Source organism: Streptomyces sp. NPDC041205, from assembly GCF_055591765.1.
Window position 1 is genome coordinate 456,619 of record NZ_JBVIZH010000004.1, and the last position, 21,474, is coordinate 478,092.

Annotated in this window: 17 protein-coding genes and 2 pseudogenes; 5 read left to right on the top strand and 14 right to left on the bottom strand. The window is 72.6% G+C overall.

Going from position 1 to position 21,474, the window contains the following annotated elements:
- The first annotated feature begins 26 nt into the window (after positions 1-26).
- Positions 27-308, top strand: a complete 282-nt coding sequence (locus ACZ6BG_RS21805) for a peptidylprolyl isomerase (RefSeq protein WP_469003801.1) — start codon at positions 27-29, stop codon at positions 306-308.
- A gap of 45 nt (positions 309-353) precedes the next feature.
- Here the strand turns inward: ACZ6BG_RS21805 and ACZ6BG_RS21810 are convergent, their stop codons facing one another.
- A complete protein-coding gene (locus tag ACZ6BG_RS21810; protein WP_469003803.1) occupies positions 354-2,147 on the bottom strand; it encodes a carbamoyltransferase family protein in 1,794 nt (597 codons plus the stop codon).
- A gap of 223 nt (positions 2,148-2,370) precedes the next feature.
- Positions 2,371-2,481, bottom strand: a pseudogene (locus tag ACZ6BG_RS21815) (transcriptional regulator); the annotation flags it as partial.
- Here ACZ6BG_RS21815 and ACZ6BG_RS21820 point away from each other — a divergent pair.
- Positions 2,482-2,757 (top strand): annotated as a pseudogene (locus ACZ6BG_RS21820) (aldo/keto reductase); the annotation flags it as partial.
- 39 nt (positions 2,758-2,796) lie between these two features.
- Here ACZ6BG_RS21820 and ACZ6BG_RS21825 read toward each other — a convergent pair.
- The 12 genes from ACZ6BG_RS21825 to ACZ6BG_RS21880 form a co-directional block, all read right to left on the bottom strand.
- Entirely contained in the window at positions 2,797-3,150 is a 354-nt protein-coding gene (locus tag ACZ6BG_RS21825; protein ID WP_468461319.1) for a hypothetical protein, read from the bottom strand.
- A 41-nt stretch (positions 3,151-3,191) separates the two neighbouring features.
- A complete protein-coding gene (locus tag ACZ6BG_RS21830) occupies positions 3,192-4,352 on the bottom strand; it encodes a serine hydrolase domain-containing protein (RefSeq protein ID WP_469003806.1) in 1,161 nt (386 codons plus the stop codon).
- A 192-nt stretch (positions 4,353-4,544) separates the two neighbouring features.
- Positions 4,545-5,003: a GNAT family N-acetyltransferase gene (locus ACZ6BG_RS21835; RefSeq protein WP_469003808.1), complete on the bottom strand. Its 459-nt coding sequence runs from the start codon at positions 5,001-5,003 to the stop codon at positions 4,545-4,547.
- Positions 5,000-5,518 (bottom strand): hypothetical protein, encoded by a 519-nt coding sequence (locus ACZ6BG_RS21840; protein WP_469003810.1) that lies wholly within the window; start codon positions 5,516-5,518, stop codon positions 5,000-5,002. Before ACZ6BG_RS21840 ends, ACZ6BG_RS21835 begins: the two co-directional genes overlap by 4 nt.
- A gap of 61 nt (positions 5,519-5,579) precedes the next feature.
- On the bottom strand, positions 5,580-6,191 hold the full coding sequence (locus ACZ6BG_RS21845; protein WP_469003812.1) for a hypothetical protein: 612 nt from the start codon (positions 6,189-6,191) through the stop codon (positions 5,580-5,582).
- Between the two features lie 220 nt (positions 6,192-6,411).
- Positions 6,412-6,891: a carboxymuconolactone decarboxylase family protein gene (locus ACZ6BG_RS21850; RefSeq protein WP_468461310.1), complete on the bottom strand. Its 480-nt coding sequence runs from the start codon at positions 6,889-6,891 to the stop codon at positions 6,412-6,414.
- Entirely contained in the window at positions 6,888-7,967 is a 1,080-nt protein-coding gene (locus ACZ6BG_RS21855; RefSeq protein WP_469003814.1) for an NAD(P)H-dependent amine dehydrogenase family protein, read from the bottom strand. The genes ACZ6BG_RS21850 and ACZ6BG_RS21855 overlap by 4 nt, the downstream gene beginning before the upstream one ends.
- Positions 7,968-8,067: 100 nt before the next feature.
- A complete protein-coding gene (locus ACZ6BG_RS21860; protein WP_469003816.1) occupies positions 8,068-9,018 on the bottom strand; it encodes a GDSL-type esterase/lipase family protein in 951 nt (316 codons plus the stop codon).
- 25 nt (positions 9,019-9,043) lie between these two features.
- Positions 9,044-10,378, bottom strand: coding sequence for an MFS transporter (locus ACZ6BG_RS21865; RefSeq protein WP_469003818.1), 1,335 nt, complete (start codon positions 10,376-10,378; stop codon positions 9,044-9,046).
- Complete coding sequence (gene lanKC, locus ACZ6BG_RS21870) at positions 10,375-12,936, bottom strand: class III lanthionine synthetase LanKC (RefSeq protein WP_469003820.1); 2,562 nt, start codon at positions 12,934-12,936, stop codon at positions 10,375-10,377. Before lanKC (ACZ6BG_RS21870) ends, ACZ6BG_RS21865 begins: the two co-directional genes overlap by 4 nt.
- Positions 12,937-13,385: 449 nt before the next feature.
- Positions 13,386-15,989 carry a class III lanthionine synthetase LanKC gene (gene lanKC, locus ACZ6BG_RS21875; protein ID WP_469003823.1) on the bottom strand — a complete coding sequence of 868 codons (2,604 nt, stop codon included), beginning with the start codon at positions 15,987-15,989 and terminating at the stop codon, positions 13,386-13,388.
- Between the two features lie 257 nt (positions 15,990-16,246).
- Positions 16,247-17,344, bottom strand: a complete 1,098-nt coding sequence (locus ACZ6BG_RS21880) for a radical SAM protein (RefSeq protein ID WP_469003825.1) — start codon at positions 17,342-17,344, stop codon at positions 16,247-16,249.
- 353 nt (positions 17,345-17,697) lie between these two features.
- Between ACZ6BG_RS21880 and ACZ6BG_RS21885 the strand changes: the two genes are divergently transcribed.
- From ACZ6BG_RS21885 to ACZ6BG_RS21895, 3 genes are all read left to right on the top strand, one after another.
- Complete coding sequence (locus ACZ6BG_RS21885) at positions 17,698-19,569, top strand: sensor histidine kinase (RefSeq protein WP_469003827.1); 1,872 nt, start codon at positions 17,698-17,700, stop codon at positions 19,567-19,569.
- Positions 19,562-20,278, top strand: coding sequence for a response regulator (locus tag ACZ6BG_RS21890; RefSeq protein ID WP_469003830.1), 717 nt, complete (start codon positions 19,562-19,564; stop codon positions 20,276-20,278). The genes ACZ6BG_RS21885 and ACZ6BG_RS21890 overlap by 8 nt, the downstream gene beginning before the upstream one ends.
- 648 nt (positions 20,279-20,926) lie before the next feature.
- Positions 20,927-21,328 (top strand): 6-pyruvoyl trahydropterin synthase family protein, encoded by a 402-nt coding sequence (locus ACZ6BG_RS21895; protein ID WP_469003835.1) that lies wholly within the window; start codon positions 20,927-20,929, stop codon positions 21,326-21,328.
- The last annotated feature ends 146 nt before the right edge of the window (positions 21,329-21,474 follow it).

Here is a 21,474-nt window from a genome sequence, read left to right on the forward strand (position 1 = left end):
TGAACCTCCACTCGAAAGGCAACACGATGCCCCGTGCCACCGCTCGTCACATCCTGGTCAAGACCGAGACCGAGGCCCTGCAGCTGAAGGAGCAGATCGAAGGGGGCGCCGACTTCGCCGAGCTCGCCAAGAAGCACTCCTCGTGCCCCTCGTCCCGCGACGGCGGCAACCTCGGCTCGTTCGGACCGGGCCAGATGGTCGCCGAGTTCGACCAGGTCGTCTTCAGCGCCCCGGTCGGCTCGGTTCAGGGCCCGGTCAAGACGCAGTTCGGCCAGCACCTCATCGAGGTCACCAGCCGGCAGGACTGAGGTGTGTCCGACGGGTCGGCGCGCCGCCGACCCACCGGACCGACCCTAGGACCTGTCCGACGGGTGCTTCTTCGTCACCACGAACCGGTCGATGACCAGAAAGTCGATCTCCGTGGCGAGGAAGCACTCCAGCGCGTCCCGCGGTGAGCAGACGATGGGCTCACCGGCCACGTTGAAGGACGTGTTGAGCAGACAGGGCACCTCGGTGCGCTCCGTGAAGGCGCGCAGCAGCCCCGCGAGGACGGGGTTCTGCCGCTCGTCGACCGTCTGGACGCGCGCCGTGCCGTCCACGTGACAGGCGCCCGGGATGCGCTCCTGGTACTCCTCGCGCACCGGGAAGACGAACGTCATGTACGGAGACGCGGTCTTCTTGCCCATCTCGAAGACGCGGGAAGCGTCCGACTCGAGGACGACCGGCGCGAACGGACGGAACGGCTCCCGGTGCTTCACCCGGACGTTGATGATGTCCTTGATGTCGGGGAAGGCCGGGTTCGCTAGGATGCTGCGGCTGCCCAGGGCGCGCGGCCCGAACTCGGTGCGCCCCTGGAACCAGCCCACGACGTTCTTCTCGGCCAGCAGCTCCGCCGTCCTTTCGGTCACCGCGGCGACATCGGCCTCCTCACGCCACTCGACCTGGTCCGCGTACGCGGCCAGCGTGTCGAGGACCTGCCGCTCGTCGAACGACGGGCCCAGGTAGGGGGTGGTGACGGCCTTCGCGGGCCGGTTCCTGAGACCCGCGGTGTACACGGCCGCGCCGATGGCGACGCCCGGGTCGCTGGCCCCGAAGCTGACCTCCATCCCGGTGAACGACGACCGCTCCAGCATCTTGGAGTTGGCGACGCAGTTGAGCGCGAGACCGCCCTCGAACAGCAGCGTGTCCAGGCTGGAGGCCGCGGTCAGCGTCCGCAGCTGATGGGCGGTGATGGCCTCCACCATGTGCTGGGCGAGACCGGCGACCTTGACGCGGAAGTCGAACTCCTCGCGCTTCACGCTGTCACCGTCGAAGAGCTCGTCGAACAGCGCGTAGTACGCCTGCCTGTCCCGCGGGACGGAGATCGTGTACGAGCCGTTCTCGTGCAGCCGCACCACGCGTTCGAGCAGGGGGTTGTGGAGCGGCGGCGGGCCGTACGCGGCCAGGCCCATCACCTTGTACTCGTCGTTGTTGGGCACGAACCCCAGATAGCGGGTGATCCTCCCGTAGGCCACGCCGAGGGAGCTGGTCATCTCGACGGAGCTCTCGTCGAAGACCCGCACCACGCCGTCGCGCAGCTCGCCCATCACCGCGGACAGGGTCTCCGCGCGGCCGTCGCTCACCAGGAACGCGGCGTCGCCCCCTCCGGCCAGATAGGCGCCGCACATCAGATGGGCCAGGTGATGCGGGACGAGGGCGAGCTTGTTCGGGTCGAGTTCATGGCCGGTGCGCCGTACGAAGTCGCCGTGCACGGCCTCGCGGCTGAGCATGTCCGTGTACAGCTCGCCCGTGCGGCGCAGGGCGTCGAACTTCGCCGGCACCGACAGGTCGGTGGCACATATCTGGGCGATCATCTGCTCGCCCACCGTCGGCGAGAAACGCCAGGGGAAGGCGAACATGTCGACCTCGTCGAGGCCGACCCCGGCGGATTCCAGGCACCACCTGATCGCCTGCTCGGGGAAGTCGGCCGTCTTCTTGACCCGGCTCAGCCGCTCCTCCTCGACCGCGGCGACCACCTCGCCGTCGATCACCAGCGCCGCCGCGGCGTCGTGGCCCACCAAGAGGTTGCGGTCGATTCCCGTCGCCCCGTAGAGCCGCCCGAAGAGTTCTGCACCCTTGGTGAATCCGTTGTAACCGAGCACGATCACTGGCCCTCAGCCTCCCCAGCGTGACAACAGCGGCGGGACGGCACGCTACTCGGCCGTAAACGGGAGGGATAGATGTGACGCATGAGCAGCATGGGTTCCACTTTTGCGAAGGCCAGGGCTCCGGTTTTGTGAAGGTGAGGGCTCCGGTTTATGAAGGTGGGGCTCCGGTTCCGTGCAGGTCGGGGCGCGGGGGGAGGCACGGCTCGCGGGGCCGTCCCCGTGCTCACGCGGGCCGTGCGCGGAGCACCGCCTCGGCGGCGGAGGTCCGGGCGTACAGCACCGACCGCCCGGCCCGGTGCGCGCTGACGAGGCCCGCGTCGCGCAGCGCGGTGAGGTTCTTTTCGTGCCGTTCTACGCGATCGCGGGCACCGGACGCACGGCCGGAGCGCGTGCCACCGAGCACGAGGACGTGCTCGCCGTGGCCCGCGCCCACGGCACGGGCGCGGCCGCGATCCGGCTGGCCTGGACCCTGCACCAGGGGCCGCACGTCCTGGCCATCCCCGGCACCGGCGACCCTCGGCACCTGACCGAGAACATCGCCGCCGGCGCGCTGCGGCTCTCGCCGGACGAACGGGCCGCCCTGGACTCGCTGCACAGGCGCACCGCGTGAGCACACGGACGTCACCGAAGGCCGGTCGGGGGCGCGCGCTCAGCGTGCCAGGCGCTTGATCCTCTCGAACGGGTACCCGGCGACGGCCACGACGACCAGGCCGTAGGCCGCGACGATCAGCATCCCCGTCGTGCCGATCGCCCGGTCCCCGTCGGACAGCAGGACGCTGCCGAGCGGCACCAGCGGGGCGACGCTGAGGATCGCCGCCCCGGTGCACCAGTGCGCGACCAGGTGGTTCGCCCGGGCGCGCAGCTCGGGGTCGCGCTTGACCTCGTCCGGCACGTCGTAGCCGACCTCGCGGTCGCCGACCTCACCCCGGCGCCCGACGCGGGCGGCGAGCAGCGAGACCCCCGTCATCAGGAGGAAGCAGCAGAGGATGAAGACGTACGCCATGAGAGTGCGGGCCCCGGAGGTCTGGTGGGATCACGTGCTGATCAACAGTACTCGGCTTCCATGATCTTGGGGATGGACGCCGACTCCCAGTCCCCGTTGTAGTTGAAGGCGAGCTGGTGGCGGCCGTCCTCACTGGTGACGGCCAGGGAGAGCCAGCCCACCATGCCCCCGCCGTGACCCCAGACCGTGCCGCCGCAGCTCGTCCTGAACCGCTGGAGGCCGAGCCCGTAGGCCGTGTCCGGGCTGTCAGGGGTGCTGACGGTGGTCTTCATCGCCTTGAGCTGGCGCGGCGGCAGCAGCTTCCCGCGCAGCAGCGCGCCGTAGAACCGGGTCAGGTCCCCGGCGGAGGAGATGATGTCGCCGTCGCCCCAGCCCTGGGAGCCGTTCATCTCGGTGATGTCGTCGATCCGGTCGGGCTGGGACCGGAACAGCTTGGAGTAGCCGCGGCTGCTCGGCCGGGGCAGGTGCACGCTGTCGCCCGGGTTGGAGGTGGCCTTCAGGCCCAGGGGCTTGATGATGCGGTCGCGGACCTCTTCCTCGTACGTCCTCTTGCCGACCTTCTCGACGATCAGCCCGGCGAGGATGTAATTGGTGTTGGAGTACGAGTGCTTGGCGCCGGGCTCGAACAGCGGCCGGTGGGAGAGGGCGACCTTGACGTGCTTCTCGGGCGGCAGGGTGTCGTAGCGGTGCTTGAGGTAGCCGTCGCCCTCCATGTACGTCTCGCTGTACTTCTTGTCGGTGAGGTAGTCGAACAGGCCGCTGGTGTGGTTGAGGAGCCGACGCACGGTGATCTTGCGGCCGTCGTTGCCGTTGCCGCGTACCAGGCCGGGCAGATGGCGGTCCACGGTGTCGTCGAGGCTGAGTCTTCCCTCCGCCTCCATCTGGAGGAGCACGGTCGCCATGAACGTCTTGGTGATGCTGCCGACGCGGAACCTGTCGTTCTTGCCGCGCGGCTCGCCCGTCTTGAGGTTGCCGACGCCGGACGCCGCCTTCCACACACCGCGGCCGTCGCGCGCCTGGGCCGTGACGCCGGGGACACCCGCCCGCACGGCCGCGTCCATCGCCCGCTGCGTCGCCCCATGACCGGACGCCCGGGCACCGGGGTCCGGCGACGCCTGGGCGGGGGCCGTGAAGGCGGTGGCCGCCACCGCGGCCGCCGCGAGACCCACCACGCCGATCCTGGAACTCCTGCGTAACGTCATCCCGTACTCCTCACCTTCGTCTCCACTGAGCTGTGCGCGTGCGGTCCCGCCGCGACAGCCGAGGTTCCTGGCCGGTGGTGCGGAGGGGCCGCTCGCGTAGCAAGACCGCGCAGGGTGACGAAGTGGTTGAGAAGGACCCGAACTCCGTGTTCCTGGACGGGTGGTGGGCTCGTGCGGTGCGGGCTCGATCCGTCAGGCCCGGACCGGCAGGGAATAGCGGAGTTTCTCCTTCGCCCGGGCGCCGAGACGGCCGTAGAAGCGGATCGCGCCCTCGTTCCACGCGGGCGTCTGCCACTGCACCTCCTCGGCGCCGAGGGCGCGCGCCTCGGCCACGACGGCGTCCATCAGCGCCCCGCCGAGGCCCGAGCCGCGGTTCGCGGAGCGCAGGAAGAGGCAGTCCATGTGGAGGTATTCGCGTCCGTCCCACGTCGAGATCTCCGGCGCGCAGGTGGCGTAGCCGACGACCTCGCCGTCGTCCGCCTCCGCCACGAGGCAGCGCAGGCGTGGTGCGGGGGTGTCGAAGAGGAGGACGCCGAGCCGCTCCGCGAGGTCGGGTGCGGGCGGTGCGGCCTTCTCGTACACGGCGTGCTCCGCGGCCAGTTCCGCCACCCGCGGCAGGTCGGCGGCGCGTGCGTGCCGCACCGACGTCATCGGACCTCTCCCGACAGGACGTCCTTGCTCCACGCCACCACCCGGTCCGCGATCCGGCCGCCGCCGTCCAGGACGTGCCGCGTGAACGCGTCGCGCTCATGGGCGAGAAGAGCCGCCTCCCACACGCAGGGCGCGAGGCCGACCCGCCCCGGCCGCAGCTGGTCGGGCTGTCCGGCGGGGCCGACGAACACCGCGAGGTCGGACATGTGGCCCTCGATCCAGGTGGAGACGAGGACATAGTCACCGTCGCCGCCCGCGTGCACGATCAGCACCGCGAGGCCAAGGGAGCCGCGGGCGCGCCCCAGTTCCAGATGGGCTCCGGCGAGCCGCAGCGCGGCTGCCTCGTCCTGCACGGTGACCGTACGGCCCGGCGCCTCCAGGGCGTACACCTTCACGACGTGACCACCGGCCTCGCGGACGGGGCGGGCGCGGGCGGTACGGGCGTGGTGCCCGTCGGCCAGGGCCAGCAGCGCCTCCGTGTCGAGCCCGGGCGGCATCTCTCTGAGATCACTCATCCGGACATGATGCCCTGGCCCGGCCGACAGGGGCCGGGCCAGGGCACGGTGCACAGCCGCGTCAGTAGAGCTTCTTCACCGCCGTGGCCGTCGTGGTCTTGAAGGCGGAGACCGGGGCGTCGGAGAAGTCGCCCATCTGCCCCCAGTGCACGAGCGTCACCGTCCTGCCGTCCCGGCCGACCGCGTACATGTTGATGTCGGAGGCACCCCAACTCGCCTCGGTGTGGACGCCGTAGACGTGCGCGCCCTCCTCGACGTTCACCTTGCCGTAGTACTTCTGCGCCGCGGTGACGTCGGGGTACTGCGCCATCACCTTCTTCGCGCAGCCCGCGAGGTCCTTGCGGAGCAGTTCGGCGAAGGCCTTGGCGCGCTGCACGTCCCGCTCGACCACCGTCACCTGCAGGGCGCCCGTGTCCAGGTCCGTGCGGTAGGCGCGGTGCACGGACGTCGACGGCAGCGCCTCGCCGCCGCACATCGGCAGCGGGTCGGGCTGGCCGGAGGTGATCGGACCCGCGTGCCAGGCCGACGACGCGTGCGGCGGCAGCTCGGACGGGGACAGGAAGCGAGGCGTGCCCTCGGCGGCCGAGGCCGGAACAGTCCCCACCGCCACGCCCGATGCGGCCACCACGGCGGCCATCGCCAGCAGCTTCACATTCACACGCACACTCATCATCGACATCTCCCCAAGTCGGATGCGTCGGCCCGCCGTTCCGGGCCGATCTGACCGCCCCCGTGCACGGCGACCCATTACGCCTCATACGACCCGCGGCACCCCGCACCCGTTGCCCCCGCGCATGTCACGGATCTGTCCGTCATGTCACCGAACGGCAACAGCCCTACGGAGCAAGGAAGTCGGCGCGGGCGACGGTCAACGCATTCGCCAGTCAGGGGAGTCAGTGCGTGGGCAGGACGCAGACGCTGTCGATGCCGAGCACGTGATTGAGCCTGCCGAACGCGAGCCACGAGCCGATGCTCATGCTCAGCTCCACGATCTCCACCTGGCTGTAGTGCGCCCGCATCCGCGCCCAGAACGCCTCGTCGAGTCCGTGGTGGTCCAGGGCGTACCGCTCGGCGTACTCGGCGGCGAGGCGGGTGCGGTCGTCGAAGGCGTCGGTCGTGCGCCACGCGGTGACCGCGTCCGCGAAGCCGTCCTCGACCTTCTTCCCGTCGCGTTCGGTGCGCCAGTCCAGGCAGAAGACGCACCCGTTGATCTGCGCGGTCCGCAGCCGCGCGGCCTCGAACTCGCGCAGCCCGAGCGTGCTGTGCTCGTACACCGCGAGGGAGAAGTTCGCGGCGGCCGCGCCGATGCCCGGGACCATTTCGCCCCACACGTACCCGATCGGCTCCTGTCCTTCGGGAATGTCGATGATCATGGCAACTTCCTTCCCAGGCTGCCCACCGCGGGCCGCAGCGGGACGTCGAGGGCGTCGTAGAGACCGGGCTCCGCCGCCGCGAGCCAGTCGATGGCGCCCACCAGGCGGCCGACCGCGGTGGCGTTGCCGCCCGCCGACCGGTTCTCGCCCTCGTCGGTGGCCTCGACGGTGACCGCGATGCGCGGGCGGCCCTCGATCAGCACCCGGTGCGCGCCGTCGCCGTCCGGGGGAGCGGGCCAGTCCGGGGCGCAGGAGGGGTGGATGCGCGTGACGTGCTCGATGACGATGCGGGGCTCGCCCGCGACGATGCCCTGCACCTCGAACCGCACTGCGCCCTGCGTGCCCGCCTCGAACCGCCCCATGGTCCGGGTGGTCACCGTCGTGTCCAGCGGGCGGCGCTCCACCGTCTCGCGGATCTCGTCGAGTTCGACACCGAGGGCGCGGCACATCAGGCGTATCTGCCCGCCCCACACCATGGTCGGCACCGACTCCGCGAGCATCAGCGGCTCGTACGTCATCGGGTGACCCATGCCGATCAGATCGCGGACCGAGGTCTCCTGGTCGTACGTCGAGTAGTCGAAGATCTCCTGGCAGCGGATCACGTCCAGGGTGGTGCCGAGCCCGCTGACCAGGAGCGGCAGCACATCGTTGGCCCAGCCCGGGTCGACGCCGGAGACGAACAGCGAGCCGCCCCCGGCCGCGACCGCGGCGAGGACGGGGTCGCGCAGTTCGGGCGGGGCGCCCACCTTGTCGTAGAACGCGTACAGGGACGGCGTCACGACCACGGCCCCGACGCCGATCGCCCTGATGACGTCGGCCATCGCGTCGTCCGGGCGGATGTCACCGGACGCCGCGTACACCACGGCCCGCGGCCGGGCGGCGAGCACCGCGTCGACGTCGTCGGTGGCCGCGACCCCGAGCCCGCGACCGAGCCCGGCGAGTTCCCCGGCGTCCCGGCCGACCTTGGCGGGGTCGTGCACCACCACGGCCGCCAACTCCAGCGCAGGGTGGGCGTCGACGGCGCGGACGGCCGCCCGCCCCACATTGCCTGTGCCCCAGACCACCGTGGAAATCATGCGGCGGAGGGTAACGACAGGGCCTCGCACTTCCTAGGGGCATGACCGCACCTTGTGCGCGGAACGCGGGCCGGGGGAGTGGTCGGCGGTGTCCCGAAGGTCAGCCGCTGAGGTCCTGGAGGTGCCGGTGCAGTGCCTGATGGCCCTCGGCGGTGGGGTGCAGGCCGTCCACGAGGAGTGCGGCGTTGTCACGCAGGGGCTCCCAGACGTCGAGGTGGTCGACGTGGTTCTCCTCGCACCAGTTCCGCAGGAACGCGCGCAGGGTCAGGGCTCGGGCCTGGGTGAAGCGCAGTCCTTCGTAGTCGCGGGTCCGGGCCTCGTCGACCCAGGTCGGTCCCGCGACGACGAGGCGCGCGTTGTGGCCGAGGGCCGCGGCGGCCAGCGAGCGGAGGCCGGCGGCGATGTCCGTCAGCCAGTCGTCGGGGGCCGCCGGACCGGTGAGCGGGAGCGCGGAGTCGTTGATCCCGGCGGCGACCAGGAGCGTGTCGGGCAGGCGGGGGGCCAGGAGCGCGGGCGTCTGCGCGCTGACGTCGCGCAGGGTGCTGCCGGGGATGGCGAGGTTGAACACCCGGTGCTCGGTCTCGTCGGCGGCGATGTGGGCGGCCGCGAACCGGGCCGCCCAGCCGCCGTCCGGATCGCAGCGGCCGTACGCGATGCTGTCGCCCACGATCACGACGCGGGCGGCCGGGCGCAGCGGCTTCGCGTCGAGGTAGGCCCAGGCGGTCTCCCCGGAGGACAGCAGGACCCGGCGGCGTACGTAGTCGTCCACCTCGTAGGCGTCGGCCGCGGCGAGGTCGGCGTCGGTGAGGTGCAGGACGGCGCCCTCGACCGCGGCGCCGTGCTTCCGCGCCAGGGTGAGGTGGACGTCGAGGCCGCTCGTGGCGATCACGGCCGGGTCGGTGATCGGCAGGGGCCTGGTGGTGTGGCCCGCGAGGGACGCCGGGGTGCTGGGTACGGCCTGGCCGAACAGGGAGGTCTGGACCCGCTCGTCCAGCAGCGTGCCGAAGGAGAACAGGGTGTGCGGGCGGAGCGGGGTCACCTGGGGCGCCAAGGCCTTTCTTCCGGGAAGCGGAAGATCATCCTATGTGCGCGTCCCCGGCCTCGTGCGGCCGGGGAACCTGGGGCGTCGCAGGCGGGGGTCGGTTTCCGTCGGCCGCGTGCTCCGGGGTGCACTCCTCCTCGGCGGGCGACCGGAACGTCCTCTCGCCCGGCGACACCGCGGCAAGCACCGCGAGCAGTCCGCCGAAGACGAGGAACACCGCGGCGGTCGGCATCCCTTCCAGCATCACCCCGGCCAGCGTCGCCCCCAGCGGAGGGGTGGCCATGAACAGCAGCCCGATCGTGCTGTTCGTGCGGCCCTGGAGGTGGTCCGGAGTGTGGCGCAGGCGGGCGAGGGTCATGACCGAACCCGAGACGGCCACCGCGAGGGCGCACCCCGCGAGGAGGGCGGCGAGGCCCGCCGCCGTCGAGGTCAGGGCCATCGCGCCCACCAGGACCGTGCACACGACCCCGGTGGCGAGCAGCAGCGTGGAGGAACGCAGGCGCCTGCCCGCGAGCGGCGCGAGCATCACCCCGGCCATCGCCCCGACCGCCGATGTCGCCGTGACCATCCCCACGGACAGCGCGGACACACCCTGCCGTGCGGTGGTCACCACGATCGCCAGGTACACCCCGTCGAAGACGAAGTTCTGCGCCGACGCCACCAACGTGAGCCGCCGCAGCAGGCGTTGGCGCCACAGGAAGCGCAGCCCCGTGGCGAACGACGGCCACCAGCCCTCGCGCGCCCCCGGCGGAGTGCCAGGCCGCACCCGGAGCGCGAGGACACAGCACACCGAGGTCGTGTACGAGGCGCAGTCCAGCCAGAACGGCCAGCTCGCCCCCACGCCGAACAGGGCGCCGCCGACCACAGGACCAAGGAGGTAGGCGGCCTGCCCGCGCACCTGGTTGACGGCGAGTGCCGTGGGCAGCCTGGGCTCGGGCACCACCTCCCGCACCAGCGGCAGCAGCGCCGCGTTGAACGGCGCCGTGAGGAACCCGAGGACCGCCCCCGCGACAAGGAGCACCGGAAGGGACGCCAGTCCGGCGAGGACCGCCGCCGCGAGGGCCGCGCTCGCCACCGCCCGGCCCGCCTCGCACATCAGCAGCACCGTGCGCCGGTCGAACCGGTCGGCGATCGGCCCCGCGGGCAGGCACGCGAGCGCCAGCGAGCCCGTCCACACCGCTTCCACCAGGCCGACGTGCAACGGCGACCCGGTGGAGCGCAGGACGAGCAGCGGCAGCGCGATGGCGGCCGCGCCCGAGCCGAGCAGGGACAAACCCTGTCCGGCGCACAGGAGTTGGAAGTCCCGGTTGTGGCGGAGGCTGTCGGGCGCGCGGGCCCCACGCCGCACGGCGACACTCCTGTACGTCACCTCGGCACCCCGGCCGGCGTCCGCGCCTCCAGGAACGGCAGCGCCACGTGCCGCGCGTCCGTCGGACCGCCCCGCAGCGCGGTGTGCACGGCGAGCAGCACCCCGGCCGTACCGGTGGCCAGGTCCATCGACAGCCGGAGCAGTCCGTCGAGCGCGAAGGCCCGCCGCCCCCGGAAGCGCACGCAGTGGAGGCCCAGGCCGCGCAGGTGCGGAGCCAGTGCGGAGCCTGGGCCGGCTAGGTGGGCGGTGGCGTGCAGGAGCCCCGCCTGACCGCCCAGGAGGCCGGGGGAGAGCAGGAGTTCCGTCCCCAGGCCGTCGCGGATGCGGTCGCGTACGCGTGCGAAGTAGGGGTCGTCGGCGCGCTGGACGTACGCGTCGAGGACCAGGCCGATCCCGGCGCTGCCGCGGTCGAGGGTCGACAGCCACCGCTGCCCGTCCCGGACCTGGACCCGGCCTTCGCGCGGCGCCCCGCAGCGGCCGAGGTCGCGGGCCAGCGCGGTCTCGGCGAGGCGCAGCCACCGGTCGTCGTCCGTCGCCGCGTGCAGGTGGACGAAGAGCAGGGCCGGGCCCGACCAGCCGTGGGTGAGCCCCACGGCGTCCGCCGGGCCCGGCAGCCGCCCCCCGCCGGTGACGATCCGCGCGAGGCGCTCCCCCAGCGCCCGCGCGGCCTCCACGTCGCCGAAGCGCAGCCGCGCCAGACCGATGCCCGCGAGGCCGCCGAACAGGCCCGCGCCGCACCGGTCGAGCCCGATGCCGTCGATCCGGTCGAGGGCCGCGCGCGCCTCGTCGGCGCGGCCCAGCTCGTCCAGGACGTACGCGACGCCCGCGAGCCCGTCGTACAGCCCCGGCCGCGGCCAGCGGGTGCGCTCGGCCGCCCGCGCCAGCCAGTCGGCGTACCCCTCGAAGGCGGGGTCGTCGCCGTACCCGGAGACGAGCAGCGCGTGCAGGACGCCCGCCGCGCCGAACGCGAGCGACGCGCCCTGGTTGTCGAACTGCCGCACGTCGCCCGGGAAGAGGCGGTCCTCGCGCTCCGGCGTGGCGCTGAGTCGGATCGCCTCGGCCAGCGAATCCAGCGCGGCGCGCCCGTCGGCGCCGGGCTCCTCCGGCCAGCGCGAGCCGTCCGGCGGGATGTCGTCGTCGGCCCGCGGCCAGTGCGGCGGCGGGGCCAGTCGCTCGCGCAGCCGCGTGGTGAACTCGGGCCGCACGGGGAAGCGTCCCCGCGTCCAGTCCGTCAGTTGGACGTACTTGTCCCGGTCGAAGCGCAACAGCGGGGTCAGCGGGCAGAAGAGCGCGAGGCTCACCGCCGCGAGCCCGTACGTGTCCACGGAGCGGCCCGATCGCGCCCAGCGGGCGGTGAACCCGGGCGTGCCGAGCGCGGGCCGGTGGTCCTCGGCGTCCTCGAACGCCGTCTCGAAGTCGACCAGGCACACGCTGTCGTCCGGGCGCACCATGATGTTGCCGGGCTGGAGGTCCCCGAAGACCACGCCCCGCGCGTGCAGGGCGGCCACCGCCTCCTCGACGCGGCCGATGACGCCCTGGGCCCAGAGCGTGTACGCGGCGAGCTCCGACTCGTCCGCGCCGTCCCGGAAGAGCGGGTGCCGACGGCCGACCGCCTCCTGCAGCGTCTCGCCCTCGATGAGCTCCTCGACGAGGAAGTGGTGCTCCCAGTGCCGGACGCGGCCGTGGAGCGCGGGGACGCAGCCGAGCCCGGCGAGGCGCTCCAGCATCCCCTGCTCGTGCGCGAGCCGGACCACGGCGTCCGCGTCCCGGTCGTCGAGACCGGCGTGCGGCCGTGCCTCACGGAGCACCACGCGGCGTCCGGTGCTCTTCTCGACGGCGCGGTAGACCCCGCCGCCGTTGGAGAAGTGCAGCGCCTTCTCCACCCTGTACGGGAACCCGCCGGGCGCGGCCGCGCGGGACGCCTCGATGCGCGCCGCGAGGAAGCCGGGCGGCTCCACCCACGGCGGCACGCGGAACGACGTGCCCCGCACATCGGGCAGCAGAATGCCGTCGGGGCCCTCCACCGCCGGGACGTACTCGCCGTCCGGCGCGAAGCAGTAGGCCAGTTGGAACCCGCCGTAGCGCACGTAGAGCGGGCCGTCCTGCCAGCGCAGGTCGCTCAGGACGTACGCACCCTCGACGCCGTCGAGGAGTTCCGACAGCTCGGTGAGCGTCCGTTCGAGTTCCCGGTCGTCGGCCGGGTAGACGGTGACGAGCTTGCCGCTGGCCGAGCGGGGTGCCTGCTTGCTGTTCATGTGGTGGAGGAGCACGGAGCTGCGCAGGAACTTGAAGCTGACGGAGTGTCGGACGCAGTGGTCCCAGACGGTGTCGACGACGTGCTCGGCGCGGTCCGCCGTGGCCGAGGCGTGGATCTTCCAGCCCTGGCGGGGCAGGGGGACGCCGTCGCGGTGCAGGCTGACCCAGCCGCCGCGTTCCGTTCGCACCCACCCCGAGGGCGTCGGATCGCTGGTGCGTACGAAGCGCTGCCCGGTGTCGTCGATGCGGTCGAGCGCGTCCACGAAGCAGTCGTCGGCGATGAGGTGGCCCTGGGCGAGCATGACGCGTGCTCCTTTCCGGAGTCGTTCGGAGACAAGGGGGTCGGAGTCAGGGGCGGTGGAGGGTGCGGCGCACGGGGCTCCTGGACCGGGAGAGGGCCAGGAGCCCCGGCTGCCACCGGTGGCACCGATCGCCTTCCGACCGTGAGGGGCCACTGCCGGAAGGCGATCGGGGTGGCAAGCTAGCTGTGCGTCAGGCGACGCCGCGGGCGCTCTCGAAGCTGTTGGCGCAGGGCCACAGGGAGGTCGTCTCCTCCTCGAGCTCCTGCAGTTCCAGGATCTCCGCCATGTGTGTCACCCCCTCGGTACGGTCGCTGTGGTGGCGGGCGGGACGCGTGGTGCGGCGCGCGTCAGCCCATGCCGATGCTGCTGTGCGAGCTGTTGGCGCAGGGCCACAGGGAGGGGGTCTCCTCCTCGAGCTCCTGCAGGTCCAAGATCTCCGACATCCGAAATCACCTCCTTCCGCCGGCTGGTGGGAACGTCGACCGCGGGTCGAGGTAGGGCAGGACGGGCCCGCCTCCCTCGAACGCGGAGTCCAGGGCGAGCAGGACGCCCGCCGCGCCGGTCGCGAGGTCCGCGGACAGGCGCAGCATCCGGAAACCCGGGAACGCGAGCTGCCCGCGGTAGGAGTGCGCGTACCAGGCCATGCGGCGCACCTGGGCGCGCGCGGCCTCCCGGTCGCCGGGCCCGTCCATGGCGGCGAGCACGGCGATGGCGCCCGCCCGGCCGCGCAGCAGCCCGGCGTTGCGCACGTACAGGGCGCGGCAGGTGTGCCGCACGGCGGCGAGCGTGGCGGCACGGCCCGGGTCGGGGCGGCGGCGCAGCAGCGCCCGCAGCGGGAAGGCGAGCCCGCCGCTGCCACCGTGCAGGTACGGCAGGTGGTGGGTGCCGTCGAAGAGCGTGAGGGCGCCGTCGGGTCCGGTCGCGCACCGGGCGGTGTCGAACCGGAGCGCGCGGTCGGCGAGTTCCAGGAACCGGGCCGCGCCGCCGTCCTCGTACAGGTGCAGGAAGAGCAGGGCGATCCCGGCCGGGCCGTGCAGCAGGCCGTAGGGCGGGGGAGTGCCGGGCCTGGGGACGGGCGGGCCGTCCAGGACGAGCGCGGCGAGGTCGTCGGCGATGCGCAGGGCCGCGTCGTGCAGCGCGGTGTCGTGGGTGACGCGGGCGAACCGCAGCAGGTTCAGGGCGATTCCGGCCTGGCCGCCCGCGAGGTCCGGTCGTACCGTGCGGGCGTCGAGCGGACGGGACCGTTCGAGGACTTCGAGGGCCCGGCCCCGGTGGCCGAGCAGGTCCAGGGTGAGGGCCACGCCGTGCAGGCCGTCGTAGAGCCCGGGCCGGGGGTCGGGGTCGCGGGTCGCCGCGTCCGCGAGCCAGTCGGCGTATGCGCCGGGGACGGGAGCGCCCACCCGGTGCAGCGCGTACAGGACACCGGCCGCGCCGTGGCCGAACGACGTGCCGCCGAGCGCCGCCGGGCCGAACGGGGTGCCAGGGAACAGCCGGTCGGCCCGCTCGGGCGTGGCCATGGCGTGCAGCCCGGCCACCAGCCGTTCGCGCAGGGCGGGCCAGTCGGGGGCCTCCGCGGCGAGCGCCCGGGCGTCGTCAGGGCCGTCGGCGTCGCCCGGTCCCGCACCCCGGCGCAGGCGTGACAGGAGCGTGGCGCCGAAGCCCGGGGGCAGCGGGTAGAGCTCGTCGACCGCCTCCGTGAGGACGCGCAGCGTCGCGGGGGCGCGGTGGGGCACGGGCAGCAGCAGCCACAGCCTCAGGGTGTCAAGCAGATGGGCGTGGGCGGCGGCGCCGCGCAGGCCGACCGGGGCGGTGAAGCCCTCCTTGCCGACGCTCGGGGGCCGGTCGTCCGTGAGGTCGGTGGCCGTGCGCAGGCGGGTGAGGACGACGCGCCCGTCGGGGCGCAGGACGATGTGGTCCGGGTCGAGTTCGCCGAGGCGTACGCCGTGCCGCTGGAGGGCGCCCAGGGCGTCGGCGACGCGGTCGGCTACGTCGAGGGCCCACTTCGCGTAGTCCGCGGCCTCGCTGCGCGCGCGGTCCTCGGTGGTCAGCGGGAAGGCGGTGGCCGCGGCCTCGGCGAGGGTGCGCCCCTCGGGGGCCTCGACGGCGAGGAAGTGGTGCCCCGCCCGCACGTGCCGGCCGACGATTTCGGGCACGCAGTCCAGGTCCGCGAGGCGTTCCAGGAGCGCGCGTTCGCGGGTGAGGCGGGTGACGGCGTCGTCGCCGCGCACGTCCAGACCGGCGTGTGGGCGCGCCTCGTGCAGGAGGACGGGCCGGTCCGTGGTCGTCTCCGTGGCGCGGTACGTGCCCTCGCCGGTGGTGAGGGACACGGCGCGGACCCCGCGGTAGGGGAACGGGGACCGGGGCGGGGCGAGGAGGCCCTCCAGGTCGGCGTGCAGGACCTCGGGCAGGGCGACCCAGTCCGGGAGGCGGAAGACGGGGCGCCGGTCCTCGGGCACGAGCGTGCCGTCGGGCCGCTCGAGCGCGGGCACCAGGTCGTGCTCGTCGCCGGGGGCACTCGGGTGGCCGCCGGCGGGACATCGCCGGTTCTCGGCGGCGGCGTAGCGTACGTACAGCGGGCCGGGGCCGTGCCGCAGGGCGCCCGGGACGTACGGGCCGGGCAGCAGGGCGAGGAGCGCGGTCAGGTCCGCCAGGGCGGCGGCGAGTTCGGTCTCGTCGGCCGGGTGCAGGACCATGAGGTCGGCGCTGGTGAGGCGGTCGGCGCGGACGTCGGCGAGGGCGCGGGCCGCGGTCAGGCCACGGACCAGGTCGCAGGCGAGGCCCCGGTGCACGCAGTACTCCCGGACGATCTCCGCCGTGCGCTCCAGCTCCCCCAGCGTCACCGAGACGTGGATCCGCCAGCCCTGACCGGGTGTCCGCGCGGCGGGCGGCCGCAGTCGCACCCACCATCCGGCCTCCGTGCGCTCCCAGCCGCGCGGCGGTTCGCGCAGGACGGCGGCGAGCCGGTCCGTGGCGTCGTCGGCCAGCCGTTCCGGGAATTCGAAGAAGTCCGGGTCCGCGCGGTAGAAGCGGTCGTAGTCCTGAAGTTTCATCATGGCGCGGTCCTTTCAACCGGAATGAGGAGCCGAACCCGCTGCAGGGCGGTGGCTCAGGGACGGGGCGGCACGGGGAATCCGGGGAGAATCCGGACGGAATACAGGCGAGTTCCGGACAGAGATCAGCTGCGTTCTGGACAGGGGGAGAAAGGGTGGCGGGCAGGAAGCGGAGGGGTGACGGCGGGGCAATGGCCGACCGGTGTCCGCCGCGGAATGCTGGTATGCGAGGGCGATATGACGGAGGGACAACCGAGGCGTCAGACGGAGCGCCGCCCCGGTGCCCCCTGGGCGGTGACTGCCGTCGGGTCGACGAATTCCGGCGGATTCGTACGGACCGAACGCCGGTCGAAGCGGGCGATGTCCTCGGCGGTCCCGAAGCGGCGGTCCATGCGCCGGACGGCCTCCGCCCAGGTCCCCATGGAGTGCACGGAGGACAGGGTCTCCACGACGAACGGGTCCTTGAGCCGCGCGAGCGTGCGCTCCCAGAGCACCGACGCCGGCTCCTCGAGGAGGCTGCCGACGGTCCCCTCGTACACGGGGATCCCGCGCACCAGGCCGTCCGGCTCCACCTGCATCACGAGGGTGTCGACGCGCCGGGCGACGCGCTCGGGGTTCATCGCCAGGTTCATGTTGTCCGTGGTGTGGACGGACACCGACGGCGGCGCCAGGTCGCGCAGCCGGGAGCGGAGTGTCCGACTCGTCAGGTGGGCGACCTGGTCGTCGTCGAGGAGCTCGTGCGCGCAGAACTCCGGTCGGCTGGCGAGCCCTTCGGGCACGGCGGCGTTGAAGCCCAGGGTGGTCAGGTGTGGGAAGCGGTGGGCGATGTCGGCGGCGAAGGCCTCCAACTGCGGGAAGTTGCTGCGGATCACCACACAGTCGATGCCGAAGCGCAGCCGCCCCCGTGCGGCCGCGCTCCGTTCCCCCGCCACCTCGTCGAGGAGCGCCAACGTCGCAAGGACCCGGTCGAAGGAACCCTTGCGGCCCCGGATGCGGTCGTGCACCTCGGGCGTCGCCCCGTCGAGGCTGACGATCACCTCGTCGAAGCGGTCGGCGAGCCGTTCGGCGAGCGCCCTGCTCATCACCCAGCCGCTGGTGTTGATCGACAGCTTCACCCCGCCGGCCCGCAGCCGCTCCGCGACGTCGAACAGGCCCCGGACGACGAGCGGTTCGCCTCCGGACAGGGCCACGACCCGCGGCCCGAGCGAGACGAGCGCGTCCGCGACCCGCAGCATGTCCTCAAGTCCGAGCTGCCGCGACGGCCGCCGCCCCGATTCCGAATAGCAGTGCGAGCACCGCAGTGGGCAGGCGTACGTGGTGTCCCACACGACCACTTCCGGACCGGAACAACGACTCATGACAGCCACCCGTTCTCGAGGAATCCGCGTCGGCGATTGAGTTCCGAGTGTTGTCGCCGGCGCCATTCCGCGGCACCCGGGCACCCCCCAAACCGTATGGCGGTTTTCCTCCATGCGCGGTGGATTATTTCCGTGGACGCCCGTCGTGACGACGGCCGATAATGGCGCCCGTGGCAGGAAGAAGCAGGGGGATGTGCCTTGTCGCGGTAAGTGGCGGAGTGTTCATGCTCTGGGCAACGCTTATCGGGACAACGCAGTTGGAGAACCGGTATGTTCTGCCCTGGGTCCTCGGATCCGTACTCCCGTGCTATTTCGCCGGTCTTTTCACCTGGTGGCACGCCCCGTCGAGCCCCGTGGCCCGCCGCCTCCTGCTGCTCGGCACCTGGCTGTCCGTCGCCATCGCCGTGCGTCACACCACGAACCTGATGATCCGTGAGCTCGGCTGGCACCTCCGCCCGAAGGTCGTCGGCCCGGTGCTGCCGCTCGACCTCGGCCTCCAGATCACCCACGAGATGTGCAACCTCGCGGTGAGCATCCTCATCGTCCGTCTGCTCGCCCTGCTGCCCGACGGCCGCTACGCCTTCCGCTACGAACGCCACGTCCTGCGTGCCCTGTGGGGACTGCTGGCCCTGCCGATCGTGCTGCCCCTCGCCGGAGTCCCGCAGAACATCGTCTACTACGTCGTCTTCTACTACCCCGAGGCCTGGCTGCCCGGCCTCGGCGCCGCCCTCCTCGCCCTGCGCTGCCTGCGCGCCCGCACCGCCGGACGAGCCGACATCGCCGCCCTGCTGCCCTGGGCCGCGCTCGGTGCCGCCGTCCTGCTGGCCCGTGCCGCCAGCCGCCTGTTCCGTTCCTGGCAGGGCGAGCAGGGCATGTTCTACTTCATCGGTGCGCTCCTCGGCGCCCTGCCCTACATCCTGATCTCCGTGACCCTCGTCTACGCCGCCTTCCGGCACCGGCTGCTCGGCGTCGACATCGTGCTGCGGCCCTCCGCCGTCTACGGCTCCTTGTGGTTCATCATCAACAGCTGGTACCTCGGCATGGCCCTCACCCTCGGGCTCACCGCGGGACTGTTCTTCCCCGTCGGCCTGGCCCTGCTGATCGCCGTCGTCGCCACAGCGCTCTTCCGGCCCCTGCGCGACCGGCTCAACGCCCTCGTCGAGCGGCGCGTCTTCGGCAAACGCCTGAGCAGGTTCGAACTCCTCGTCCAGTTCAGCACCACCCTGGAGCACGCCTACGACCTCGACCGGCTCGCCCCCCAACTCGCCACCGGCCTGCGCGAGGGCCTCGGTCTGCGGTGGGTGCGCGTCCGACTCGGCGGGCACGGCCTGCCCCTGTCCACCGCCGAGTCCGGCGAACGGCCCGCCGCGGCCCGGCCCGTCAAACAGTTCCCGCTCTTCTACGGCGACGACACCCTCGGCCTCATCGAGTACGGCCCCAAGAGCGAGGGCCGCTCCACCCCCGAGGACCACGCCATCGGCGGCACCCTCGCCCGCTCCGCCGCCCTCGCCGTGCACAACGTCCGCCTCGCCGCCGAACTGTGTGCCCACGCCGACGAGATGCAGCGCCAGGCCGCCGAACTCGCCGCGTCCCGCGCCCGCATCGTGCACGCCCAGGACACCGAGCGCCGCCGCATCGAGCGCCGCCTCCACGACGGCATCCAGCAGGACCTCGTCGCCCTCGTCGCCAAACTCGCCCTCGCCCGCAACCGACTGCACCGCGGCGGCGGCATCGACAGCGCCCTGAACGAGATGCAGGACGACGCCTACCGCGTCATCGACGAACTCCGCGAACTCGCCCACGGCATCCACCCGCCGATCCTCACCGACCAGGGCCTCGTCGCCGCCGTCACCTCCTGCGCCCGCCGCATGCCCATCCCCGTCACCGTCCAGAGCGGGCAGTCCCTGGCCGGGGTGCGCTTCGCCCTCGACATCGAGGAGTCGGCCTTCTACCTGGTCTCCGAAGCACTCACCAACGTCCTCAAGCACGCCTGCGCCGGACACGTCACCGTGCGCATCACCCGCGCCGACGGCCGCCTCCAGGTCGAAGTGACCGACGACGGCACGGGCTTCTCCGCCGCCACCACCCACGGCTCCGGCCTCACCGGCATGCGGGACCGCACCGAGGCCGTGGGCGGCGAACTCACCATCACCAGCCGCGCGGGCACCGGCACCGTCATCCGCGCCCGGCTCCCGGAACGCGTCAGGGAGGACACCCGTGCCTGAACCCAGGCCCGCGCCCGGCCCCCAGGGCCACGCACCGCTGCGCGTCGTCATCGCCGAGGACCACTACCTGGTGCGCGAGGGCACCCGCCGCCTCCTGGAGGACACCGGCGAGGCCGACGTCCTCGCCGCCGTCGGCACGGCCGCCGAACTCCTCGACGCCGTCGCGCGGCTGCGCCCCGACGTCGTCGTCGCAGACATCCGGATGCCGCCGGGCCACCACACCGAGGGCATCACCGCCGCCCACGCCATCCGCGAGGCCCACCCCGGCATCGGAGTCGTCGTGCTCTCCCAGCACGCCAACGAGAACTACGCCTTCGACCTGTTCCGGCGCGGCACCGACGGCCTCGCCTACCTCCTCAAGGAGCGCATCGGCGAGGTCGACGAACTCCTGCGCGCCCTGCACGAGGTCGCCGCCGGGCGCTCCGTCGTCGACCCGCGCATCGTGGAGGTCCTCATGGGCAGCCATGCCCGCGGCGCCGATGCGCCCCTGTCCCGTCTCACCCGCAGGGAGCTGGACGTCCTGCGGCACATGGCGGAGGGCAAGACCAACCGTGCCATCGCCGACTCCCTGCGCCTGTCCGAGTCGACCATCGAGAAGCACGTGAACTCCACCTTCGCCAAGCTCGGCCTCGCCGAAATACCGCAACTGCACCGCAGGGTCAGCGCGGTCCTCGCCTACCTGCGGCACGCGCCGCCGGGCTCGCCCTGAGCTCGGCAGCGAACAGCACACGGCGACTCGCGCTGGCGGTCACGTCCCGCAGCCCGGTCGTCCGCTCCTGCCGCTCACGCCACCGATCGGTCACCTCGTAGGGCCGCTGCCTCGGCGCACTCCGGCCGCACAGCGGGGTGTGCACAGGAGCGCCCCCGAGAAGCGCACTGCGCCGTTGAGCGCCGTGCGGCATCCGTCGGTGCGCGCTGTCCGCGCGCCCAATGCCCTCCTGTGCGACCGCGTAGGTTGTACGACGATGGTGTGCGCACACCGGCCTGTGCCGGACTGTGTCTGAGGCGGCGCGCGTTCCCTCTCGAACTCGGGAAGGACACGCCTCGCGCCAGTTGTGCCAGTACGGGGCCAGGGGCGGCCCCGGGGCTCGGGGCGCCGACCACATCGGTGCCTTTGGGCGGTGGTGAAACCCAAGGGGGAGGGTCAGCACCAGCCAATATCCGCATCGCCCCGCATCCGGCAGCGGGCCGCCGTCCGGCCTCTCCTCGCGGAGGCGAAGCGCGCTGTCGTCTCCGCTCCCCCTTTTTTCCGACGCGGCAGTCGGACGCCGCCGCGGGACGCGCAGTGCAGCAGTGATGAAAAGTCCATCGGGCGTACCGCGGTGCGGTGCGCCCGGACGAGAGAAGGAGTGAGGGCTTGTTCTCCATCACGAAGGAATTCCATTTCTCCGCCAGTCACCAATTGGCCCACCTGCCTCCGGACCATCCCTGCGGGAGGATGCACGGACACAACTACATCGTGGTGCTCGAACTCTCCGCCGGGGCGGACGAGCTGACAGAGCCCGGCTTCGTACGCGATTACGGGGAACTCGGGCAGTTCAAGAAATGGATCGACGAGACGCTGGACCACCGGCACCTCAACGGCGCCGTCGGCGACCGGAATCCATCGGCGGAGAACATCGCCCTGTGGATCTACCAGACCTGGATCGGCGACTTTCCGGAACTCACCGCCGTGCGGGTCTCCGAGACACCGAAGACATGGGCGACCTACCGGCCCGCGGCGGCCGTCGGCGCGCGCACGGGCCATGCGGGCGGCTGACCGCCGGACACCGGACACGCCGGGTGCGGCGGGGGAGTACGGGACTCGATGCGATGCGCCCCGCGCGGGCGTGAGGGGGGTGACGCCAATGTCGGTTCCGAACCTCGTGGTCAACGAGATCTTCGGACCCACCTAGCGCCGTCCAG

Coding starts and splice junctions, on each gene's coding strand:
- ACZ6BG_RS21805 (WP_469003801.1), top strand. CDS start 27: ATGCCCCGTGCCACCGCTCGTCACATCCTGGTCAAGACCGAGACCGAG.
- ACZ6BG_RS21825 (WP_468461319.1), bottom strand. CDS start 3,150: ATGGCGTACGTCTTCATCCTCTGCTGCTTCCTCCTGATGACGGGGGTC.
- ACZ6BG_RS21830 (WP_469003806.1), bottom strand. CDS start 4,352: ATGACGTTACGCAGGAGTTCCAGGATCGGCGTGGTGGGTCTCGCGGCG.
- ACZ6BG_RS21835 (WP_469003808.1), bottom strand. CDS start 5,003: ATGACGTCGGTGCGGCACGCACGCGCCGCCGACCTGCCGCGGGTGGCG.
- ACZ6BG_RS21840 (WP_469003810.1), bottom strand. CDS start 5,518: ATGAGTGATCTCAGAGAGATGCCGCCCGGGCTCGACACGGAGGCGCTG.
- ACZ6BG_RS21845 (WP_469003812.1), bottom strand. CDS start 6,191: ATGATGAGTGTGCGTGTGAATGTGAAGCTGCTGGCGATGGCCGCCGTG.
- ACZ6BG_RS21850 (WP_468461310.1), bottom strand. CDS start 6,891: ATGATCATCGACATTCCCGAAGGACAGGAGCCGATCGGGTACGTGTGG.
- ACZ6BG_RS21855 (WP_469003814.1), bottom strand. CDS start 7,967: ATGATTTCCACGGTGGTCTGGGGCACAGGCAATGTGGGGCGGGCGGCC.
- lanKC (WP_469003820.1), bottom strand. CDS start 12,936: ATGCTCGCCCAGGGCCACCTCATCGCCGACGACTGCTTCGTGGACGCG.
- lanKC (WP_469003823.1), bottom strand. CDS start 15,989: ATGATGAAACTTCAGGACTACGACCGCTTCTACCGCGCGGACCCGGAC.
- ACZ6BG_RS21880 (WP_469003825.1), bottom strand. CDS start 17,344: ATGAGTCGTTGTTCCGGTCCGGAAGTGGTCGTGTGGGACACCACGTAC.